The sequence below is a fragment of the Chryseobacterium sp. Y16C genome, from assembly GCF_022488405.1.
Classification (GTDB): Bacteria; Bacteroidota; Bacteroidia; order Flavobacteriales; family Weeksellaceae; genus Chryseobacterium; species Chryseobacterium geocarposphaerae.
The window spans coordinates 2,766,111-2,786,854 of sequence record NZ_CP092711.1; the positions used below are offsets into that span (position 1 = coordinate 2,766,111).

General features: G+C 34.8%; 23 protein-coding genes. 12 read left to right on the plus strand and 11 right to left on the minus strand.

Annotated features, from left to right (window positions below; genetic code table 11):
* Positions 1 to 16 precede the first annotated feature (16 nt).
* The 4 genes from rplW to MKS83_RS12365 all read right to left on the minus strand — a co-directional run bounded on the left by rplW (position 17) and on the right by MKS83_RS12365 (position 2,643).
* Complete coding sequence (rplW, locus tag MKS83_RS12350) at positions 17 to 307, minus strand: 50S ribosomal protein L23 (RefSeq protein WP_039364049.1); 291 nt, start codon at positions 305 to 307, stop codon at positions 17 to 19.
* A 3-nt stretch (positions 308 to 310) separates the two neighbouring features.
* Positions 311 to 940, minus strand: coding sequence for a 50S ribosomal protein L4 (gene rplD / locus MKS83_RS12355; protein ID WP_100377201.1), 630 nt, complete (start codon positions 938 to 940; stop codon positions 311 to 313).
* A complete protein-coding gene (gene rplC / locus MKS83_RS12360) occupies positions 931 to 1,554 on the minus strand; it encodes a 50S ribosomal protein L3 (protein ID WP_240579935.1) in 624 nt (207 codons plus the stop codon). Before rplC ends, rplD begins: the two co-directional genes overlap by 10 nt.
* 192 nt (positions 1,555 to 1,746) lie before the next feature.
* Complete coding sequence (locus MKS83_RS12365) at positions 1,747 to 2,643, minus strand: LysR family transcriptional regulator (protein WP_240579936.1); 897 nt, start codon at positions 2,641 to 2,643, stop codon at positions 1,747 to 1,749.
* 131 nt (positions 2,644 to 2,774) lie between these two features.
* On the opposite strand from MKS83_RS12365, the gene MKS83_RS12370 reads away from it, so the two are divergent.
* The 5 genes from MKS83_RS12370 to MKS83_RS12390 all read left to right on the plus strand — a co-directional run bounded on the left by MKS83_RS12370 (position 2,775) and on the right by MKS83_RS12390 (position 8,003).
* On the plus strand, positions 2,775 to 3,167 hold the full coding sequence (locus MKS83_RS12370; RefSeq protein WP_240579937.1) for a rhodanese-like domain-containing protein: 393 nt from the start codon (positions 2,775 to 2,777) through the stop codon (positions 3,165 to 3,167).
* A 16-nt stretch (positions 3,168 to 3,183) separates the two neighbouring features.
* Positions 3,184 to 3,627: a GNAT family N-acetyltransferase gene (locus MKS83_RS12375; protein ID WP_240579938.1), complete on the plus strand. Its 444-nt coding sequence runs from the start codon at positions 3,184 to 3,186 to the stop codon at positions 3,625 to 3,627.
* A gap of 252 nt (positions 3,628 to 3,879) precedes the next feature.
* Positions 3,880 to 4,290: a hypothetical protein gene (locus MKS83_RS12380; protein WP_240579939.1), complete on the plus strand. Its 411-nt coding sequence runs from the start codon at positions 3,880 to 3,882 to the stop codon at positions 4,288 to 4,290.
* A complete protein-coding gene (locus MKS83_RS12385; protein WP_240579940.1) occupies positions 4,290 to 5,267 on the plus strand; it encodes a hypothetical protein in 978 nt (325 codons plus the stop codon). The genes MKS83_RS12380 and MKS83_RS12385 overlap by 1 nt, the downstream gene beginning before the upstream one ends.
* Positions 5,268 to 5,297: 30 nt before the next feature.
* Positions 5,298 to 8,003 carry a hypothetical protein gene (locus MKS83_RS12390; protein ID WP_240579941.1) on the plus strand — a complete coding sequence of 902 codons (2,706 nt, stop codon included), beginning with the start codon at positions 5,298 to 5,300 and terminating at the stop codon, positions 8,001 to 8,003.
* 18 nt (positions 8,004 to 8,021) lie between these two features.
* Here MKS83_RS12390 and MKS83_RS12395 read toward each other — a convergent pair whose 3' ends face one another.
* The 7 genes from MKS83_RS12395 to MKS83_RS12425 all read right to left on the minus strand — a co-directional run bounded on the left by MKS83_RS12395 (position 8,022) and on the right by MKS83_RS12425 (position 14,439).
* Positions 8,022 to 8,519, minus strand: coding sequence for a low affinity iron permease family protein (locus MKS83_RS12395; protein ID WP_240579942.1), 498 nt, complete (start codon positions 8,517 to 8,519; stop codon positions 8,022 to 8,024).
* Positions 8,520 to 8,594: 75 nt separating this feature from the next.
* Positions 8,595 to 9,422, minus strand: a complete 828-nt coding sequence (locus MKS83_RS12400) for a GLPGLI family protein (protein ID WP_240579943.1) — start codon at positions 9,420 to 9,422, stop codon at positions 8,595 to 8,597.
* Positions 9,423 to 9,564: 142 nt separating this feature from the next.
* Positions 9,565 to 9,870: a 30S ribosomal protein S10 gene (rpsJ, locus tag MKS83_RS12405; RefSeq protein ID WP_002661363.1), complete on the minus strand. Its 306-nt coding sequence runs from the start codon at positions 9,868 to 9,870 to the stop codon at positions 9,565 to 9,567.
* Between the two features lie 17 nt (positions 9,871 to 9,887).
* Positions 9,888 to 12,005: an elongation factor G gene (fusA, locus tag MKS83_RS12410; RefSeq protein WP_240579944.1), complete on the minus strand. Its 2,118-nt coding sequence runs from the start codon at positions 12,003 to 12,005 to the stop codon at positions 9,888 to 9,890.
* Positions 12,006 to 12,011: 6 nt separating this feature from the next.
* Positions 12,012 to 12,488 (minus strand): 30S ribosomal protein S7, encoded by a 477-nt coding sequence (rpsG, locus tag MKS83_RS12415; RefSeq protein ID WP_002983149.1) that lies wholly within the window; start codon positions 12,486 to 12,488, stop codon positions 12,012 to 12,014.
* A gap of 22 nt (positions 12,489 to 12,510) precedes the next feature.
* Entirely contained in the window at positions 12,511 to 12,924 is a 414-nt protein-coding gene (gene rpsL / locus MKS83_RS12420; RefSeq protein ID WP_002983146.1) for a 30S ribosomal protein S12, read from the minus strand.
* Positions 12,925 to 13,068: 144 nt separating this feature from the next.
* Positions 13,069 to 14,439: a hypothetical protein gene (locus MKS83_RS12425; RefSeq protein ID WP_240579945.1), complete on the minus strand. Its 1,371-nt coding sequence runs from the start codon at positions 14,437 to 14,439 to the stop codon at positions 13,069 to 13,071.
* A 140-nt stretch (positions 14,440 to 14,579) separates the two neighbouring features.
* Between MKS83_RS12425 and MKS83_RS12430 the strand changes: the two genes are divergently transcribed.
* From MKS83_RS12430 to rmuC, 7 genes are all read left to right on the plus strand, one after another.
* A complete protein-coding gene (locus MKS83_RS12430; protein ID WP_100377210.1) occupies positions 14,580 to 15,056 on the plus strand; it encodes a Dps family protein in 477 nt (158 codons plus the stop codon).
* A 91-nt stretch (positions 15,057 to 15,147) separates the two neighbouring features.
* A complete protein-coding gene (gene pncB, locus MKS83_RS12435) occupies positions 15,148 to 16,326 on the plus strand; it encodes a nicotinate phosphoribosyltransferase (protein WP_240579946.1) in 1,179 nt (392 codons plus the stop codon).
* On the plus strand, positions 16,326 to 16,841 hold the full coding sequence (locus tag MKS83_RS12440) for a YciI family protein (RefSeq protein WP_240579947.1): 516 nt from the start codon (positions 16,326 to 16,328) through the stop codon (positions 16,839 to 16,841). Before pncB ends, MKS83_RS12440 begins: the two co-directional genes overlap by 1 nt.
* Before the next feature lie 9 nt (positions 16,842 to 16,850).
* Positions 16,851 to 17,741, plus strand: a complete 891-nt coding sequence (locus MKS83_RS12445; protein WP_240579948.1) for a DUF2268 domain-containing putative Zn-dependent protease — start codon at positions 16,851 to 16,853, stop codon at positions 17,739 to 17,741.
* 26 nt (positions 17,742 to 17,767) lie between these two features.
* Positions 17,768 to 18,523, plus strand: coding sequence for a DUF5995 family protein (locus tag MKS83_RS12450; protein ID WP_240579949.1), 756 nt, complete (start codon positions 17,768 to 17,770; stop codon positions 18,521 to 18,523).
* Positions 18,524 to 18,548: 25 nt separating this feature from the next.
* A complete protein-coding gene (locus MKS83_RS12455) occupies positions 18,549 to 19,190 on the plus strand; it encodes a hypothetical protein (RefSeq protein WP_240579950.1) in 642 nt (213 codons plus the stop codon).
* A gap of 53 nt (positions 19,191 to 19,243) precedes the next feature.
* The gene (gene rmuC, locus MKS83_RS12460) at positions 19,244 to 20,743 is read left to right on the plus strand and encodes a DNA recombination protein RmuC (RefSeq protein ID WP_240579951.1); all 1,500 of its coding nucleotides are present in this window, start codon (positions 19,244 to 19,246) and stop codon (positions 20,741 to 20,743) included.
* Position 20,744: the final 1 nt, after the last annotated feature.

Sequence of the window (20,744 nt, forward strand, 5' to 3'; positions counted from 1 at the left end):
TATTTATAATTAATAATTAATTTACAGCAAAAATATCGATAACCTCACCTTCAGCAAGTTTGATTACCGCTTTTTTCAATTTGTTTGTCTTTCCTACTTGAAGACCTTTTTTAGTGTATTTTGAAGAAACCTTCGGAGCATAAATCATTGTGTTAACGTCTGCTACTTTTACACCGTAAGCTGCTTCAACAGCCTTTTTGATCTCGATTTTATTCGCCTTAGTGTTTACTAAGAAAGAATAAGAACCTCTTAAATCTGTAAGGTAATTAGCCTTTTCTGAAATAACTGGTTTAATAATAACTGACATGATTTATTTCTTTAAATTTTCCTGGAATTTTTCAACTGCGCCTTCGAAGAAAATGATCTCACCAGCGTTTACTAAATCGTAAGAACTGATTTCGTTGAAGTTCATTACTTTAGCTTTAGGTAAGTTTCTTGAAGATAAATATACATTCTTGTTAGCTTCAGGAAGAACGAATAAAGATTTTTTACCGTTAAGTTCCAATGCGTTCAATACATTGATGAAATCTTTAGTCTTAGGAGCTTCAAAGCTCATATCTTCTAAAACTTTAATGCTGTTATCTCTCATTTTCTGAGATAAAACAGATTTTTTAGCTAATCTCTTAAGAGCTTTGTTCAATTTGAATCTGTAGTCTCTTGGTTTTGGTCCGAATACTCTACCTCCACCTCTGAAAACTGGAGATTTAATATCACCATATCTAGCAGAACCAGATCCTTTTTGCTTCTTAAGTTTTTTAGTAGAAGCAGTGATTTCGCTTCTTTCTTTTGCTTTATGAGTCCCTTGTCTTTGTGCAGCAAGGTACTGTTTAACTTCTAAGTAAACCGCGTGCTGATTTGGCTCAATTCCGAATACTGTTTCGTCTAGAGTTACTTTTCTTCCGGTCTCTTTTCCTGATGTATTTAATACTACTAGTTCCATTTTCTGATAATTACATAAGAATTTTTAGCTCCCGGAACAGCACCTTTTACTACTAAAAGATTTTGTTCTTGATCCACTTTTAATACTTGAAGGTTTTGAACAGTTACCTGCTTACCTCCCATTCTTCCAGCCATTCTCATCCCTTTGAATACTCTTGAAGGGTCAGATCCAGCACCGATAGAACCTGGAGCTCTAAGTCTGTTGTGCTGACCATGAGTTGCCTGCATTACACCTCCAAATCCGTGTCTTTTAACAACACCTTGGAAACCTTTACCTTTAGAAGTTCCTGTTACGTCTACATATTCACCTTCGATGAATAGATCAACTTTCACTTCCTCTCCTACTTTAGCATCTGTGAATCCATCGTGGAATTCAACTAATTTAGCTTTAGGAGCAGAACCAGCCTTTTTGAAATGACCAGCTAACGCTTTACCAACGTTCTTCTCACTCTTGTCATCGAAACCTAATTGAACAGCTGCATAACCGTCAACTTCTAAGGTTCTGACCTGTAAAACCGAGCATGGACCAGCTTGAATAACTGTACAAGGAATGTTTTTTCCTTCTTCGTTAAACAAAGATGTCATACCGATTTTTTTACCAATAATACCTGACATTGTTTATGTTATAATAAAATTTATCCTTTATTTATCACCATTTTTAGGAAGTCTGAAGTAATTTCTACGTTTGATATAGGCATACTACGCCCCTAAAATGAGTGTGCAAATTTATGAATAATTTTGAAACCCACAAATATTTACAGCAAAATATTTTGATTTTTAATCATTTAGCGATTTCGGAGAAAAAAACTATCCGAAATTTTGAAAATATTCTTTGAAGTTCAAAAGAAAATCATTAACATATTTTTTTCCAATATCCGATTTCCTAACGACGAGATAATGCCTTCTTTTCAAACCATCACTTCCGATCTTTTTAAACTTGAGTTCATCAGATAATCTGAAAGACCTTAACGCCCACTTCGGCATACAGGTAATTCCTATGTTGGCCTGCACCATTTCCAAAGCAACTTCCGTTAGGGGAACTGCAGAAATTTTCGCCGGCATTATTCCGTTAGGGTTCAGAAAACCCTCATACAAAGAGACTGTTTTTAATGGAAAAGAATGAATAATTAAATGAACATCCAGAAAATCAGCAGCAGTAAGATACTCTAAGTTATTCAGAAGATTTTCCTGGTGTATAATGGCAAGAATTTCATCTTCAAAGATCTCAACGCTTACTAATTCTTTATTACCGGAAGGTTTTGAAGTAACAACGGCAATATCAATTTCATTAGATATCACTTTCTCAACAGGCTTGTGAGTTGCTTCCAATACCAGATCCACGTCAATTTCAGGATACAGTACTTTCATTTTCTGAATAAATAACGGCAATCCCTGATAAAATGAGTAGCATTCTGTACTGATTTTTATTGTACCCGCCGCTCCGGCCCTTATCTGTTGAATTGCATTCAGACCATTCCCAATACTATCTATTACTGTACATGCAGTTTTATAAAGAACATTCCCCTCTTCAGTTAATTCCCATTTGTTCCGTGTCCTGTAAAACACCTTAAAACCAAGCTGGATCTCAAGATCTTTAAGCTGATGACTTAATGCAGATTGCGTCAAAAATAGTTTTTCAGAAGAGCCGGCAATGCTTCCTTCTTCTGCAATTGTTTTAATAAGCTTTAAAAACTTGATTTCCATGGTGCAAAGTTAATAATATAACTAAAAATAATGTCTGAAAATATTTCATATAAAACTGCATAGCATTCAATTTCAATCTTAGAAAAAAAAGAACCTTAAGCATAGTTTTGCATCATAAACAATTTAAAATCATGCAAGAACAAATTGAATTCTACCAGAAAAAATTAATATATGAAATGGATCCTTCAGACTTATATGAGGCATTTCAAAACAGCACTGACCATGTAGCAGTAGACACCCGAAAACCAAATGGCTATAATAAAGAGCATATTCCATCCGCCATTAATCTTCCTCATCGGGAAATAACAGAAGAGAGCACACAGCATCTTGACAAATCAAAAATATATGTATGCTATTGTGACGGAATCGGCTGTAATGCTTCTACAAAAGGAGCCTTGAAAATGACAAAATTAGGATTTAAGGTCCTGGAATTAATGGGTGGCATTGAATGGTGGAAGTTTGATGGCTATGCTACAGAAGGAACCAGCCCTACCAGCGGCTCCAAATTCGTATGTGCCTGCTAAATCGCCTATAAGAAATATGAGAATAAGATTTGCCGAAGAAAGAGACCTCACCTCTATTATCGAATTATGTAAAACCCACGCCCAATATGAAAGAAGTTACTTTAAGGAAGACAATAAGAAAGAACTGCTTTCTAAACATATTCTTAATCCGGATTCTAATATAAAATGTCTCATTGCTGAATCCGATACTGAAATAATAGGATATGCAACGTTTTTCAAACAATTTTCAACCTGGGATGCTGGCTATTATATGTATGTTGACTGCCTATTCCTGAAAGAGAACGCAAGAGGAAACGGAACAGGAAAACAAATAATGGAATTAATAAGAGCTTTTTCAAAAGAAGAAGACTGCCCAATAATCCAATGGCAAACCCCAAGCTTTAATACAGGAGCTATTAAATTCTACTTACGGCTCGGAGCAGAAAGGAAAAATAAAGAAAGATTTTTCTGGAAGGTATAAAAACAATTCATTTTTAATGTAAAATACTTTTCCGATTCAAGGATGGTGATGTGAAATCCTGTGAATAAGTTTGCCAAAATCCAATTAGCAGCAACAGTCTTTTAAAAATTAATTTGTTAGTAATTACAGGCCATCTCCTTTTGGAGGTGGTTTTTATTTTATGAATATGAAATAGCCTTCAATAAAGCAATTACGATAATTTTATGGTGTAATTTTTGCTGAGATAGTCTTAATTTTGAGAAAATTTAAACCATGAAAAAAGTCATCAGTTTATTTATGCTATGCATTAGCTTTTTATCTTTTTCCCAGTCTAAAGCACCGTTTACGGGAAAAAGAGATTTTAATATTGAAGGCGCAAGCGGATCGGGAACTCCGGCTTATTATTTACATGTAAAAAATAACGGTGACGTGTATTTTGGTTTTGTACAGATCAATCAGGCGGACGGAACGGAGACAAAAGAAGAGATCAATGCGGGAAAGTACGATCCGAAAGTTATGAAAGTTCATTTCAAAACCTATAATGAGATTTTTTATGTCAGATTTGATAAGGAAAAGATCTACCTTACCGACGAAAACGGGAAAGTAAAAAAATCTGACGACTGTTGTCCTATTTCTGAAATAACTGAAACAAACTGCAATTGCGAAGGGATTTTATATCAATAATGAAGGTTCTGAAATTTTTACTCGTTTTTCTTTGTGCTGTTTCATGCTCAAAGAGAGAAACTCATCCTTACAGCTTCTATTACTGGAAAACGAATTTAGCTTTAAATCATACAGAGAAAAATATTCTTAGCAAAGCAAGTATTCCTTATTTATATACGAGATTTTTCGATATTGATAAAGTGGACGGAAAATTTCAACCTGTTGGAGTGATTACAAAAGATCAAAATTTCCAAACTGACAAACAGATTGTTCCGACTGTTTTTATAACGAACCGTACTTTACTTAATATTACGGATCAGGACATTAAGTTTCTTGCGGAAAACATCAACAATCTAATTCAAAAGAAAACCTCTGAATACCATTTAAAAACCAACAGTGAGATCCAGATTGATTGTGACTGGACCGCCGGAACACAGAATGACTATTTTAAATTCTTAAAGGAATTAAAAAAAATATCCGGAAAAGAAATCACCTGCACACTTCGGCTTCATCAGGTAAAAGATAAAGCCCAGACAGGAATTCCTCCCGTAGAAAAAGTGTACCTTATGTGTTACTCCACTTCTTCACCATTGGAAAACTCTGATAAGAATTCAATTCTGGATGTCAATATTTTGAAAAGCTATCTTTCAAAAATTGATGAATACCCTATCAGGAAAATAGAAGTTGCCCTGCCAATTTATTCATGGGGAATTGTTACCAATCACCTGGAGAAACATAAACTCATTAATGCTTTATCTAAAAAAGACCTGGAAAATCCAAACTTTAGAAGGATTTCTGAAAATACAGCAGAAGTTCTGAAAGACGGATTTTATTTTGGCCACTACTTAAACAAAGGCTTTACCATAAAAATTGAAGAAATCTCTGACGACCAGCTAAGAGACGTCGTTCAGTTCCTTGAAAACAAAATCCATAATTTTAATATTATATATTATCAATTAGATAGTAAATTTGTACTTAATAAGGATTTTAAATTTTAAAATCAATACTAAAAAAAACACCACATTAATATGAAAAAGTATATTCTTTCACTCTCCGTTTTGGCTCTTTTTTATACCAAGACAAACGCCTGCGCATGGTCTGATCCGGATTATGAGTATTTTAACCTGTTCACACAGAGTATTATCAAGGATAAATCTTATCTGCCTTTTCTACTTAGCTATTCTACGCGATTTTATGACCAATACAAACAAGGCATGATCCCTGATGAAAATATTGAATCCTGGAAAAAATTCTTCAACAACCAGATTTCCTATTCGGAAACAGATTATCTTGTTCATAAGATCAGCCTAAATGATCTTAATGATTTAAAGAAAGGAGCACCCAATAATCCTCTCTTAAAAAAACTGGGTGTTGGATTTTATCAAAAGTATAAAGAAGGAATTGATTATTTGATTGAGGCTAAATATCTGGAGCCTTATATGCGAATCAACTTTGTAGAAAATGAAAATTCGTTTTATTACAGTGGAGGCGGCAATGATAAAAACGCTACAAATCTTGATTACAACAAAACAATTGCAGCATTAGCTTCTTTATACAACGCCGCAAGAAATCCTGAAATCAAACAACGATACGGATATCAGATTGTCCGCTTCAATCATTATACAAGGAATTATGATGCTGCAACACAGGCTTTCAAAAAGTATGTTCAGCCCGTTAAACTGAAAGGCACTCCTTACTTTATGGCACTTGATCAGCTTGCAGGTGCACAAAGAGGATTGGAAATGAATTCTGATGCCAACTGGAATTTCTTTCAGGTGTTCATGAACAGCAAAAGCCGTAAAGAATCCGCTTTTGTCTCCATGAAACTTTCGGACACGGCTTCATTTAATAATATTATGAAAAGAGCCGGAACCAACGAGGAGAAAAACATGGCTTACTTTCTTTTAGGATATGAAGACTTCAACAACCCAATTCCGATCATGGAGAAAATGTTTGAAATTGATCCGAATTCTGAAATACTGAAAGTGATGGCTGTAAGAAGCATCAATGAACTTGAAAGAAGCTATCTTCCGATTTACTATTATTCTGACAACAACAATACTGCCGTTCAGAAAAACACAAGCGATAAAACTTCATCTGAAACAACCATAGTAAAAAAAGAAGAGAAGCTTTCTATCTGGCAAAAAATTGTACGCTTTTTTAAGAATCTTTTCGGAGGCTCAAAAAAATCTGACAAGAGTAAAGATGAAAACAAGGCTGACCAAAGTGATGATGAGTTACTTGAAAACCCCAACAGAATTCCTGTCTTTTCTAAAAACAACTATTGGTATGATGAAAAGACCAAAGACTATCTGGATGACCTTGAAAAATTTACCGCTAAAACCAAAGAGAAATCTGACGATGAATATTGGCAGATTGCAGATGCCTATCTTAAATTTTTGAAAAAGGACTATAAGGAAAGTACCGAAATTTTAGAAGATATTAAAACCGGCAATCCGGAATATCTTGAACAGATCAAAAGAATGAAAGTACTGAACGATATCGTTTCGCAGCCTAAAATAGATGCAGAATATGAAGATCACCTCATGAAAGATTATGCAGAATATTTTGTGGAAAAAGAAATCAAAAAAGATAGTACAAATACGGATGATTACGACTATTATGGTTCTGTTCCATCAACTGCAGATTTTCTCAAGGATGTTTTAGCTAACCGGTATTTCCTTCAGGGTGAAGATGGGAAATCATTCCTGATGAACAATAAGCTTTCCGATCTTCAGTACAATCCGAACTCAAGTCTGGTAAAAAGTGTAGAAGATTTCTACAGAAAACCGAATAAAACTCAGTTTGAACAACAGATCATTGCTAAGAACATGGATAATGTAGGTAATATTGAAGCATTTTTCGCTATCATTTACGGTGACAGAGCTATGAGGACTGCAGATTTTGAGAAAGCGAAATCTTACTATCAGAAAGCACAAAATTTCGCCGGAATTCCAAGAGAAGACTACGAAAAGTATAATCCGTCAACAGGAAAATATGAAAAGCTTGTTTATACCGGGACAAATTATGATGGCTTTAATAATATTCCTGATTATGTTTTCGGGCACAATGTATGGGAGAGTTTTGGAAGTCCGGATGATCAGAGTATGGAAAATGAAAATTATACCGCATTTCCATTCATCAAGCTTAAGATGAATAAACTTCAGCTTGCCGATGCTTTAATTCAGCTTAAAAAAATAGGAAATGGAAAAGATGAAAAATCTGCTAAAGCCAATCAGCTGATCGGAAATCTTCTGTACAACACATCCATTTTGGGATATTACAGACAAATTTTTGTCATGGATATTGATAACAGCAACGGAGGAAAGTATGATTTCTGGCGGACAGAACTGGAAAACCCGTATCAGTATTATTATAAAAATTTCTTAGACAAATCGTTCATTGAACCTGATAATTTTGATTTAGCCATTAATTATTACAAAAAGGCATTAAACCTTTCGACTAATAAAGAAGAGAAGGCAAGAATACTCTTCCAGATGGCAAGTGCCGAACAAGGAAAATATTACCAGTATGAAGCCAAAAACCAGGCGAATATTGATTATTCAGATCCTAAATGGTCTGAAAAAACAGATGCACATCAAAAAGAGATGGACAATATTAAAAACCAAAAATACAGAACCTATTTTGCTTTACTGAAAACACAGTATGCCAATACGGAAACTGCTAAAAACCTCATAGGCAGCTGTTCTTACTTCGGTTATTTTATGAAATAAATTTAAAATAAAAAGGAATCAAATTGATTCCTTTTTATTTTTCTTTTCCAGCCATTCTTCATGTTTCTTTTTGAAGAATTCGTGCTTATAATCCTGGTTCCTTTGTGCTGCATCTATCGAATGTGAAGTATGAATATCTGCGTCTTCTTTAGCAAAGACCGCCAGTTTTTCATAATAACAGTGGAGCTGGTCAAGCTCTTTTTCTGTAAGGTCTTCAATATCTACAATCCGATTACTTGCTTTTTCATGTGCTGCAATGAGCTCATTGAGCTTTATCTGAATAGCTTTCGAATCCTTATTTTGTGATTTTTGAATTAAAAATACCATCAGAAAAGTGATAATAGTAGTTCCTGTATTGATGACGAGCTGCCATGTTTCTGAATAATCAAAAACGGGACCTGTAACTGCCCACCCGATCACAAGAGCAGTGGCTCCTATGAAAGCATAAGGACTCCCCGTAAATTTTGTTGCCCAATCTGAAAATTTTTCAAAAATACTCTTGTGTAATTTAGCCATTTGCATCAGTTTAACAAATTATCAGCATCAAAAACTCCGCCGAAATTGGCAGAGTTTAGTTTTAATAATTGGCCGTCATTCGTATTTCATTGCTTTATCCCTTTCGATAGGATTATTGCTTTTACGAAGCATTTCCTGAAGTTTCTTCGTAAGTTCATTGAATTGTTCTGCTTTGGTAATTTTTGTACCCATTACAAACATTTCACCCTGCATATTTTCTTTAAAATCTTTTCTCATATCTTGAAGAGGGTCGTTGTAAAAGTCCATTTTTTTCCGGTTTCTTACTTTTTCAGATACCTCCAGAGGTTTTGTTCCGTAATACGTTTCCACAAACCCAACGGTATCGTAAGTCTCCTTCAAATTATTGTTTTTAATTAATGTAAAAATAAAATTAGATCCTGAATCTTCAAGCCGAAAAATCAGTCCCGGAAGCCCACGAAACTTGTATGGACCTTCCGAAATATTAACCTCTTTATTAAACCACGCCACCCAGCTTCTTCCTCCAAAATTTGCCGTCGCTTTTTGCAGTGTATTCTCTCCAAACTTTTTGGTTTCATTGGTTAGGTTCCATGAAATTTTATCCTCAGATGGAAATGAAAACATATCGTGACCAATCAGTTCATAATTTTGGTTTTTATTTGAATTTCTTTCTCTCTTCAAAGAAGGAAACCAGCCACCATATTGATGGTCATACCTCCCCGTTGTTTTATTAATTGAGTCTGATCTTAAATAATTATATTCATAAAATTTAACATCTTTGGGGTTGACGTCTAAAACATAGTTAATCTTCTCATACCGGCTCTGGGTGGAATCCATCTTAAATTGTAATTCATAAATAAATCTCTGGGTCTGTGCATTGATGCAAAAACTCATCATTATTAATAATAAAAGTATTCTTTTCATAGTAATATTTTCAGTAAATATACAAAATAAAAAGAACCTTGCAATGCATAATAGTATTGAATTTAGAATACCTGTTATAAGGCAAAAAAATCCGTTCCAAAAAGGAACGGATTCTTTATAATCATTGCAAAGTATGCAATTATCACACTTTAATTTCTACATCTACACCTGAAGGAAGTTCTAGCTTCATTAGAGCATCCACAGTTTTAGAAGAAGAAGAGTAGATATCCATCAATCTCTTGTGAGCAGATAATTGGAACTGTTCTCTTGCTTTCTTGTTTACGTGTGGAGATCTCAACACTGTGAAGATTCTCTTGTTAGTTGGCAATGGAATTGGTCCGTTTACAACAGCACCAGTAGCCTTTACCGTTTTTACGATTTTCTCTGCAGATTTATCTACCAAGTTGTAATCGTAAGATTTAAGTTTTATTCTGATTCTTTGTGACATTTTAATCTAATTTAATATTAACCTTTAGCCTTAGCGATTACTTCTTCAGCAACGTTCGTAGGAGCAGCTTCGTATTTCTCGAATTCCATAGAAGATGTTGCTCTACCTGAAGATAACGTTCTAAGAGAAGTTACATAACCAAACATTTCAGAAAGCGGAACGAAAGCTTTAATAACTTTAGCGTTGTTTCTGTCGTCCATACCGTTTACAGTACCTCTTCTTCTGTTAAGGTCACCTACGATATCACCCATATACTCTTCAGGAGTTACTACTTCAAGCTTCATGATTGGTTCCATAATAACTGCTTTAGCAGCTCTACCAGATTCTTTGAAACCTAACTTCGCAGCAAGTTCGAAAGATAACTGATCCGAGTCAACCTGGTGATAAGATCCATCTTTCAATGTAATCTTCATAGATTCAACCTCAAATCCAGCCAAAGGACCGTTCTTCATAGCTTCTCTGAATCCTTTTTCAACTGAAGGGATAAATTCTTTAGGAATGTTACCACCTTTAATTTCGTTGATGAATTCAAGACCTGTTTTACCTTCGTCAGCAGGACCGATTTCGAATACGATATCCGCGAACTTACCTCTACCTCCAGATTGCTTTTTGTAAACCTCTCTGTGGTTAGCTTTTTGTGTAAGAGCTTCTTTGTACTCTACTTGCGGTTGACCTTGGTTAACTTCTACTTTGAACTCTCTTCTCATACGGTCTACGATGATATCCAAGTGAAGCTCACCCATACCAGAGATAATAGTTTGTCCTGAAGCCTCGTCAGTTTTAACCTGGAATGTTGGATCTTCTTCAGCTAATTTAGCTAGAGCGTTACCCATTTTATCCTGGTCAGCTTTAGTTTTAGGCTCAACAGCGATACCGATTACCGGATCCGGGAAGATCATAGATTCAAGAACGATTGGGTTCTTTTCATCAGATAACGTATCTCCTGTTTTGATATCTTTAAATCCTACAGCAGCACCAATATCTCCAGCTTCAATAAATTCAACCGGATTTTGTTTGTTAGCGTGCATCTGATAGATTCTTGAGATTCTTTCTTTGTTACCAGATCTTGTGTTCAAAACATAAGAACCTGCATCCAATCTTCCTGAATAAGCTCTGAAGAATGCTAATCTACCTACGAATGGGTCAGTAGCAATTTTGAAAGCTAATGCAGAGAAAGGCTCTTCAACAGATGGTTTTCTTTCGATATCAGCATCAGTTCTTGGGTCTGTTCCTTTGATATTATCCTTATCTAGTGGAGAAGGAAGATATTTACAAACAGCATCAAGCATAAACTGTACTCCTTTGTTTTTGAAAGAAGAACCACAAGTCATTGGGATGATAGAAAGATCAATAGTAGCTTTTCTAAGTGCTTCGTTGATTTCTTCTTCAGAAATTGAATCCGGATCTTCGAAGAATTTCTCCATCAAAGTCTCATCATAATCAGCTACAGCTTCTACTAATTTCTCTCTATATTCAAGAACTTCATCTTTCATGTCTTCAGGAATTGGAACTACTTCATAAGTAGCACCTTGTCCAGCTTCATCCCAGATGATCGCTCTGTTTTTAATTAAGTCTACAACTCCTTTGAAATCTTCTTCAGCACCGATTGGTAAAACGATTGGAACTGCATTAGATCCTAACATTTCTTTTACTTGTTTTACAACGTTCAAGAAGTCAGCGCCTTGTCTGTCCATTTTGTTTACGAATCCCATTCTAGCCACTTTGTAGTTGTCAGCAAGTCTCCAGTTTGTTTCAGACTGAGGCTCTACTCCGTCTACTGCAGAGAAAAGGAATACCAATCCATCCAATACTCTCAAAGATCTGTTTACTTCTACTGTGAAGTCAACGTGTCCCGGTGTATCGATGATGTTGAAGTGGTAAGGTTTTGTTTCAGGTAATTTCTTACCTTGATCTGTTGGGAAATTCCAGTTACAAGTAGTTGCAGCAGAAGTAATGGTAATACCTCTTTCTGCTTCCTGTTCCATCCAGTCCATTGTAGAAGCACCATCGTGAACTTCTCCAATTTTGTGGTTTACACCTGTATAGAATAAAATCCTTTCTGTAGTGGTAGTCTTACCTGCATCGATGTGAGCAGCAATACCAATATTTCTTGTAAATTTAAGATCTCTTCCCATTTCAGATTAGAATTTGAAGTGCGAGAAAGCCTTGTTAGCTTCCGCCATTTTGTGAGTATCAGTTTTCTTTTTGAAAGCTGCACCTTCTTCTCTTGAAGCAGCTACAACCTCGTTAGCTAATTTCAAAGCCATAGACTTATCATTTCTAGCTTTAGAATATTTGATTAACCATTTCATTGCCATAGAAATTTTTCTATCAGCTCTGATTGGCATAGGGATTTGGAAGTTAGCTCCACCTACTCTTCTAGAACGTACTTCTACGTGAGGCATTACATTAGTCAATGCATCTTTCCAGATTTCTAGTGCAGTTTTTTCGTTATCTCCTTTTTTAGTTTCTACGATATCCAATGCATCATAGAAAATTTTGAATGCGATTGACTTTTTACCGTCAAGCATTAGGTTATTTACGAATCTAGTTACCAATTGATCATTAAATTTCGGATCTGGTAACAACGGTCTTTTTTTCGCTTTCGTCTTTCTCATTGTCTTATTCCTTATTTAATGATTATTTTTTCTTTCCTTTTGCTGGTGCAGCTGCAGCTTGACCTGGTTTAGGTCTCTTAGCTCCATACTTAGATCTTCTCTGTGTTCTTCCATTTACACCTGCAGTGTCTAATGCACCTCTTACGATGTGGTAACGTACTCCCGGTAGGTCTTTCACCCTTCCGCCTCTTACCAATACTATCGAGTGCTCTTGAAGATTATGTCCTTCGCCCGGGATGTAGGCGTTAACTTCTTTACCGTTAGAAAGTCTTACCCTTGCAACTTTTCTAAGTGCAGAGTTAGGTTTCTTCGGTGTAGTAGTATATACTCTCGTACATACACCACGTCTTTGTGGACAAGAATCAAGGGCAGCCGATTTGCTCTTCTTGGCAAGCGTGGCTCTTCCTTTTCTTACTAATTGTTGAATAGTAGGCATTTAATTGCTTTTTATTTTAGGGTGCAAAAATAGTAATATTTTTTTAATTAACAAGCAGTTATGCAGAAATTATAGCCAATATTAATTTTTAATTAAAATACAGCCACGGGCAGAGTGTTTGGTAAGAAAGTAATTTCAAAACAATCATTTAAGCTTCAATTGCGACGTATACAAAACTTTTGATTTATCCTGAACCGTATCGTTCAGCAACCATTTTATTTTAGGATTCAGAGAACCTGCTATATTTTCTTTTAGACTTCCTTTCTGACTATTTGTATGCTTATATTTAAATGATTGATGGATAACAGGAAAATCATAAGTGGTAATGGTAACCAAATTCTCTTCATCATTATATAAATACTTTTTACCTATAAATTTGGACATCTGCGGTTTTATAATATTTCTATTTCTTAAAAAATTCCCCGGATCTTTTAAATTATACAACGTATGAAATACAAAAAATAGACAAGCTATCCGCCAAAGCCATTTATCCGAATCCGAATTTTTAAAATATAAGATCAGAAAAGAAAAGAACAGACAAATATTTGAGGCTGCCATCATTCTCACATTCATTTCCTCAATCTGCTGAAACCAGCCAGACATCCACAAAGATACCCCATACACCAAAGCAGTAGTCCATAATATAATATGGAAAAAATTCAACTTTCCCTCTTTTGCTTTTTTATAATATTTAAAAAAATAAACAGCTACGGCAATATCCAATATTAAAATCATAAACTGGAAAATCATGCTTGGCAAACTAATAGAAGCCGGCTTCAGTCCCACAAAAGGATTCACCAAATTGAACAATCCTAAAATATTCCTTATAGTATATATAGAAAAACCACTTGAAGGTAAACCTCTTTCATTCTCCCCCACCATACTTCCGAAATACAAATAATTAAAAAGTAAATACACTACTACGCCAAAGCCAGACATCGAAATACAAAATAATAAAGGTTTAAAGTAGTTTGCGTTTTTGATCCTGTTAAATATTATCCCAAATGAAACAATAAACCCTAATAATATATATATCCCTGAGTATCTCGTTACAAACATACAGATCAGCATTAACGAAGCATACAATGCATTCATATATTTACGCTCCTCTTTCATAAAGATTTCATGTAAAAAATAAAACAGGAAATACATAAAGAAAATAAAAGGACCTTCTGACATGGTCTGAATAAAAACAAAAAAGAGCGTTTTACCAGTAAATAATAAAACCGTCTCCCGGAAGTAAAATTCCTTCCAATAAGAAAAACCTAAAATACCCCCTATAAAAAAGAGGCTCAAAATTCTTGAAGACAGGAAATAATCATTACAGAATCCATAAACCACTCTTAATAAAACCGGGTAACCCAACGGAAACAAATTAGTTTCCGGAAAAGGCAAATCTGCCGCAATCCCAAAATAAGACAGACTATCCGCTCCAATTCCTCCATTTGCAATAAAAAATGGCTGAAAAAAATAAATAACAACAATAAAAACCGCTAAAATTTTATATTTAAGCATACCTGATACGTCATTTTGGGCAATAATAAGGAAACTTATCCAAACTATTTTAAGAAAATCAGCAATAGCGAGCATCTATTATATTTAACAGCAGTTCGGCACGGTATTTTCTACCTTTGCGATATATAAATAATAAACCTATGAAAAACGCAAGTATTATTGGATTAAAAGAAGCCGATTGCAAGAAAATTGCTGAAAAACTAAATGTCCTTTTAGCAAACTATTCTGTTTTTTACCAAAACACAAGAGGTTCTCACTGGAACATTAAAGGTGAACAGTTCTTCACCCTTCATCCAAAATTCGAAGAACTTTATAATAGCCTGGTTCTTAAAATAGATGAAATCGCCGAAAGAATCCTGACATTAGGAGCAACACCCGCACACAACTATTCTGAGTATTTAAAAGTTGCAACCATTAAGGAAAGCCAGGAAGTAAGCGACGGAACTAAAAGCGTGGAGATCATCTTAAATTCTTTCAAAGTGGTTATCGATCTTCAAAGAGAGCTTTTAGACATTACTGAAAAAGCAGGAGATGAAGGTACTAACTCTCAAATGAGCGACTATATCACAGAGCAGGAAAAAGAAGTTTGGATGTACAACTCTTATCTTGGCAAATAAGCATAAATTTATCCTTATAGATTAAAAAAATCACCTTACATTTAGGTGATTTTATTTTTAATGACTAAATTTGCGTATAAAATACACAATAATGCACGACGTACGACTCAATTCCATATTGGATAACGATTTCTACAAAATAACCATGCAAAACGCTGTGGTAAAATTATTCCCAAGTTCCATCGTAAAATATGAATTCATCAACAGAGGAAAACATCAGTTTCCAGAAGGTTTTGATATTGCATTAAGGGAAGCAGTAAATAAAATGGCCGAACTTAAGCTTACAAAAGATGAAAAAAGATTTATGGCAAGAACCTGCCCTTATATTGATCTCCCATACCTGGATTTTCTTGAAGGATATCATTACGACCCTTCCGAGGTAAAAATAATCCAGACAGGAAGTGATCTTTCCGTAACCGTAGAAGGCCTTTGGTACAGAACCATACTGTGGGAAGTTCCATTGTTAGCTTTGATCAGTGAGCTCCATTACGAAATGAATCATATGGAAAGAGACTCCAATGAAGTTGTAATGAGCAAAACCCTGGAAAAAGCTGATGGGTTAGGAAAATTAGGTGTGAATTTCGCAGAATTCGGAACAAGAAGAAGACATTCTTATAAAGTACAGAACCTGGTAATGGAAGCTTTAACACAAAAGAAGGATTCAACTTTTATCGGAAGTTCAAATGTTCATTTCGCAATGAAATATGGAGTAAAACCAATCGGAACACACGCTCACGAATGGTTCATGTTCCATGCTGCAGAATACGGTTTTAAAATGGCCAACGAATTAGCTCTGGAACATTGGGTAGATGTCTACAGAGGCGATTTGGGAGTTGCGCTTTCAGACACTTATACAACAGATGTTTTTTTCCAGCAATTTGATAAAAAATTTGCTAAACTTTTCGACGGTGTTCGTCATGACAGTGGAGATCCATTGGAATTTGCCGACAAAACCATTGCCCATTATCAAAAACACGGAATCAATCCATTATTCAAGTATATTATTTTTTCTGATGCTTTAAATCTGGAAAAGGTAGAGGAAATCACCAATTACTGCAGAGGAAAAATTGGAATTTCATTCGGAATCGGCACAAATCTGACCAATGATGTCGGTTTAAAACCCATGAATATTGTTATGAAACTTATAGGAGTTCAGGCTCCTAATCACGACTGGATTCCAACCGTAAAACTTTCTGACGAACACGGAAAATATACCGGAGATCCAAAAATGATCGAATTGGCAAAAGAATTTTTAAGAATAAAAAATTAATGATGAAAAAAATTTTATTATCAATACTTGTTTTTAACATACTTTCATCTTGCATAATAACAAAAGGCAAAGATGGAGAGCCTGGCAAACCTGGAAATTCAGCACCCATTAACAATTCAAAGCCTGCGTTTAATGAAAAACTTGCCTCAGAACTTGGTGCCGACAAATACGGAATGAAAGCTTATACCATTGTAATGTTAACAACCGGAACAACCAAAATAGATGACAAAAATAAGATGGGAGAATTGATGAAAGGACATTTAGCTAATATTGGAAAATTAGCAGATGAAGGAAAAATAATTGTTGCAGGACCATTTTTAGAACAGAATATGCAGAACTTTCGCGGAATGTTCATCTTCAACACCAAATCAAAGGAAGAAGCTGAGCAATGGGTAAAAACCGATCCCGCAGTTCAGGCAGGAGTTTTCAGTTATGAAATTTTTCCATGGTACGGTTCTGCTGCACTTCCAATGTATTTGGAACATCATAAGGAAATTTCAAAGGAGAATCCGTAAAACTTTAAAATGAAAAAACTAATTTCCATTCTTTCACTTCTCGTATTCGGAGTTTTTTTTGCTCAAAATAAAATCAATGCTGTAGATGTTTCATCCGTACAGTTGCGAATTATACAGAAATACAGGAATTCAGACTCCATTCAAAAGAAAAAAATTTATTCCGACTCCATCTATTCTCCCTATCAGGAACTATGGAACGGATATCTGGGAAATTCTGACAAAGTGGTTAAATGGCACAATGAAAATGAATCTCAAATCAAGGCATGGCAACAGAAAAGTGAAAAGATAAATGGAAAACAAATCTCCAGTTCATTGCAGAAGTTTTCTAAAGAAATGAAGAAACTAACCGGATATGACGCCAAAGGAACATGGTATATATTATTCGGTCCGGCATGGACAGATTTAGGTGGTTTAGGGAAATATGCCATGGTTATTGATCTGTCTCACGAAAACAACACCTCAATAGAAAAAGTAGAATTGATTTTACCACATGAAATCACTCATCAGATTATGATGACAACAAACAAACATATTGACAAAACTGCGCTTGAGCCTATAATAGGAGAAGGCTTTGCTGTTTGGATGAATCAAAAATACTGGAAGAAAAAATACTCTCTTGCACAACATCTTGGATATACAGATTCAGAATTGAAAGCATGCGAACAAAACTTTCAAAACATAAAAGATTTCTTTGAAAAAAATAAATTCTCCGAAGACAAAGATATTATTGATGTTCTCCGAAGCAGAGAAACAAAACTAAACGAAAAACTACCCGGAGCTATAGGATATTATATAGGCTATAAGATTATTGAACAGTATGTTTTAAAAAACGGAAAAGACTCATGGAAGGATGTTTTTACAAAATCTCCCCGTGAAATCTATGAAAAAAGCGGATTCTGATTCACTTCATTACAAAACTAAATACCATGAAAACCATCGAAGAAGTTCTGAAAAAATTAGACGAAATCATTATCTGGTGTAAAGAAAACAAAAGCCCGGCCGGATATTTTGCGTGCACTTATAGAATTATGACCGCTCAGGTTTTAAAAGGAATTCAACAGAAAAAATTTGAAGATAACCCAAGAATGACCTTGCTGGACATTGCTTTTGCTCAAAGATATCTTGAAGCGTGGGAGAATTATCAGAAAGGTAAAAAATGTACTAACGCCTGGTATTTAGCTTTTGAAGCTGCAAAAAATAAAGAGCTTCTTATTTTACAGCATATTTTCTTAGGAATGAATGCACACATCAATTTAGATCTGGGAATATCCGCAGCTTCTATTATGCCTTACAGAAAAATAAATCCTTTAAAAACGGACTTTGAAAATATCAATAACGTTATCGCTTCCATCAACCAAAAAGTTCAGGATTCATTAAATAGAATATGTTATCCCATAGAACTGATCGACAAAATTTCAAGCGGAAAAGACAATACCGTTTTAGACTTTGCCATATCCAGAGCCAGAGAAACTTCCTGGGCAACAGCAGTCATTGCATCAAATACTCCTAATTTTCTAAGAGATTCGGTTATTGGAATTGTAGATTATGCCGCAGCAAAAGTAGCCACACAAATTTTAAATCCAAAAATTCTTACGCCTGCTTTACTTAAAGAATTAAAAAAGTGCGAAAGCAGCGATGTGGTAAAAAACATCGAAATCCTAGCTTCTACGAAAAATGTTTAATTAAAAATGTTCAATAAAAAAACAAATGCCTGAAACTCCAAACTCAATCTGGGATCAATTCCTAATCATTAAAAAGTTTAAACAAAATCCTTTGCTTTCTGCTTTATTACAAGGCTACGAAGGTGAAAATCTTATAGGCTACACCTATATCGATCACGAGCAGGGAATTACTCTGGAAATATTAAAACTATTCACAGAAAATAATGAAGATTTTATTGCAACAAAGGATTTTGTTGCCGACCGATCAAGAGCTATTTTAAGATTCGAACAATTTTCACAGATGAATTTTGAAATTGCAAATACGGAATATATAAAATCATTAGAAACTGAAATTCCCGGTTATCTTAAAGATTACCAAAGAAAAGATCTTGAGCTTTTCAGAACAGAAAAAGCTTACGATAAATTCAGGACTCCCGGTTTTCCCGATGACATCCAGATCCTTTTAATTGATAACAATAACAGCCCGGAACTCATTTGGGCAAGAGTAGAAAGCTACAACAATGAGAGCAAAACAGGAATTTCCACTCTCATTGTTCAGCCGCATCAAAATTTCAGTCTCAATAAAAATGATGATCTGATATTTAAACTAATGATGATAAACAATCAGCAATATCCAGTAGGAATTATTGAAAATAAACCGAAGAAAAAGCGGTGGAAGTTTTGGTAAATTTTACGGTTTTCCATAAAAGAAATCCACTTTCGTTTTTGTAATTTTGACAAATGGAAATGAGTTATTTGATCATCGGATTTATTGTTGGAGGAATTTCAGGAGGTCTCATCCTTTATTTCATGGTGAAATCATCCAGAGTTTCCAGAACTTCTTATGATGAACTTTCCCGTCAAAACATTAAAATGATCTCTGATCTGGAAAATGTAAATGAAAAAGTTCAGGATCTTCAAACTCAGCTATCAAAAGAAAAAGATTCTTACTTAGTTCAGAGCGATCTTTTAGACGATCTCAAAAATGAATTTGCAAAAATATCTGCAGAATACACTTCCATTCAATCTCAATTCGAAGACCAAAAATTAACGCTTTTCAATCAGACTCATCAGATTGAAAAACTTTTGGATGAAAAGCAGGATCTTATTGCTAAAAACGCAGAGCTTTCCGCAGTAAACCAAAACCTCAAAACTTCTCTGGAAACTCAGAAAGAAGAAATTTCAAAAATTCAGGAAGAAGGAAAACTTCAGTTTGAAAATTTAGCGAATAAAATTCTAGAAGAAAAAAGTGAAAAGTTTACTTCTTTGAATCAAACCAATCTAAAAACTATCCTTGAACCGTTTCAGGAAAAAATTAATGATCTCAAGAATAAGGTAAATGAAGCCTATGAAAAAGAGAATAAAGAACGTTTCTCACTGGCTGAAAAAGTAAAAGAATTAGCCTTACTGAACCAGCAAATTTCTGAAGATGCAAAAAGACTGACAAAAGCATTAAAAGGAGAAAGCAAAACTCAGGGAAACTGGGGCGAAATGATATTGGAAAGTATTTTAGAAAAATCAGGACTGGTAAAAGGCCGCGAATATTTTCTTGAACATGAGCTTCGCGATGAAGATAACAAAGCTCTTTTTTCTGAATTTTCAGGTAAAAAAATGCGCCCCGATGCAGTCGTAAAATATCCGGACGAAAGAAATGTCATTATTGATTCAAAAGTTTCTTTAACTGCCTTTACGGAATTGGTAGATGAGACCGATGCAGAAATCTACCAGATAAAAATCAATCAGCATCTCAGTTCCATTAAAAACCACATCACACAGCTAAGCCAGAAAGCATATGATGATTATGGAAAGTCTTTAGATTTTGTGATGATGTTCATTCCCAGTGAGCCCGCTTATATTGCAGCCATGCAGGCAGATCAAAACTTATGGAATTTTGCTTACGAAAGAAGAATTTTACTTCTCAATCCAAGCAATCTTATCACCTCTCTGAAACTTATTGCAGATCTCTGGAAAAGGGAATACCAAAACAGAAACTCTATTGAGATTGCAGAACGCGGTGCTAAACTTTATGATAAATTCTCCAGTTTTGTAGAAAATCTTGAAAAAGTCGGTAAAAATATAGACCAGGCAAAAAATGTCTATAATGATGCATTTAAGCAGCTATATACTGGAAATGACAACCTGATTATCCAGACTCAAAAATTAAAATCATTGGGAATTAAAAATAAAAAAGAACTTCCTCAAAGCCTGATTGACAATTCCCAACCCCCATTAGAATCTTAAC

What these genes read in the sequence shown, in the direction of transcription:
- MKS83_RS12455 (WP_240579950.1), top strand. Translation starts at nt 18,549, where the DNA reads ATGCCTGAAACTCCAAACTCAATCTGGGATCAATTCCTAATCATTAAA.
- MKS83_RS12425 (WP_240579945.1), bottom strand. Translation starts at nt 14,439, where the DNA reads ATGCTTAAATATAAAATTTTAGCGGTTTTTATTGTTGTTATTTATTTT.
- MKS83_RS12430 (WP_100377210.1), top strand. Translation starts at nt 14,580, where the DNA reads ATGAAAAACGCAAGTATTATTGGATTAAAAGAAGCCGATTGCAAGAAA.
- rplW (WP_039364049.1), bottom strand. Translation starts at nt 307, where the DNA reads ATGTCAGTTATTATTAAACCAGTTATTTCAGAAAAGGCTAATTACCTT.
- MKS83_RS12370 (WP_240579937.1), top strand. Translation starts at nt 2,775, where the DNA reads ATGCAAGAACAAATTGAATTCTACCAGAAAAAATTAATATATGAAATG.
- MKS83_RS12365 (WP_240579936.1), bottom strand. Translation starts at nt 2,643, where the DNA reads ATGGAAATCAAGTTTTTAAAGCTTATTAAAACAATTGCAGAAGAAGGA.
- MKS83_RS12375 (WP_240579938.1), top strand. Translation starts at nt 3,184, where the DNA reads ATGAGAATAAGATTTGCCGAAGAAAGAGACCTCACCTCTATTATCGAA.
- pncB (WP_240579946.1), top strand. Translation starts at nt 15,148, where the DNA reads ATGCACGACGTACGACTCAATTCCATATTGGATAACGATTTCTACAAA.
- MKS83_RS12390 (WP_240579941.1), top strand. Translation starts at nt 5,298, where the DNA reads ATGAAAAAGTATATTCTTTCACTCTCCGTTTTGGCTCTTTTTTATACC.
- MKS83_RS12445 (WP_240579948.1), top strand. Translation starts at nt 16,851, where the DNA reads ATGAAAAAACTAATTTCCATTCTTTCACTTCTCGTATTCGGAGTTTTT.
- fusA (WP_240579944.1), bottom strand. Translation starts at nt 12,005, where the DNA reads ATGGGAAGAGATCTTAAATTTACAAGAAATATTGGTATTGCTGCTCAC.
- MKS83_RS12395 (WP_240579942.1), bottom strand. Translation starts at nt 8,519, where the DNA reads ATGGCTAAATTACACAAGAGTATTTTTGAAAAATTTTCAGATTGGGCA.
- MKS83_RS12440 (WP_240579947.1), top strand. Translation starts at nt 16,326, where the DNA reads ATGATGAAAAAAATTTTATTATCAATACTTGTTTTTAACATACTTTCA.
- rpsG (WP_002983149.1), bottom strand. Translation starts at nt 12,488, where the DNA reads ATGAGAAAGACGAAAGCGAAAAAAAGACCGTTGTTACCAGATCCGAAA.
- rpsJ (WP_002661363.1), bottom strand. Translation starts at nt 9,870, where the DNA reads ATGTCACAAAGAATCAGAATAAAACTTAAATCTTACGATTACAACTTG.
- rplC (WP_240579935.1), bottom strand. Translation starts at nt 1,554, where the DNA reads ATGTCAGGTATTATTGGTAAAAAAATCGGTATGACATCTTTGTTTAAC.
- MKS83_RS12380 (WP_240579939.1), top strand. Translation starts at nt 3,880, where the DNA reads ATGAAAAAAGTCATCAGTTTATTTATGCTATGCATTAGCTTTTTATCT.
- rpsL (WP_002983146.1), bottom strand. Translation starts at nt 12,924, where the DNA reads ATGCCTACTATTCAACAATTAGTAAGAAAAGGAAGAGCCACGCTTGCC.
- MKS83_RS12450 (WP_240579949.1), top strand. Translation starts at nt 17,768, where the DNA reads ATGAAAACCATCGAAGAAGTTCTGAAAAAATTAGACGAAATCATTATC.
- rmuC (WP_240579951.1), top strand. Translation starts at nt 19,244, where the DNA reads ATGGAAATGAGTTATTTGATCATCGGATTTATTGTTGGAGGAATTTCA.
- MKS83_RS12400 (WP_240579943.1), bottom strand. Translation starts at nt 9,422, where the DNA reads ATGAAAAGAATACTTTTATTATTAATAATGATGAGTTTTTGCATCAAT.
- MKS83_RS12385 (WP_240579940.1), top strand. Translation starts at nt 4,290, where the DNA reads ATGAAGGTTCTGAAATTTTTACTCGTTTTTCTTTGTGCTGTTTCATGC.
- rplD (WP_100377201.1), bottom strand. Translation starts at nt 940, where the DNA reads ATGGAACTAGTAGTATTAAATACATCAGGAAAAGAGACCGGAAGAAAA.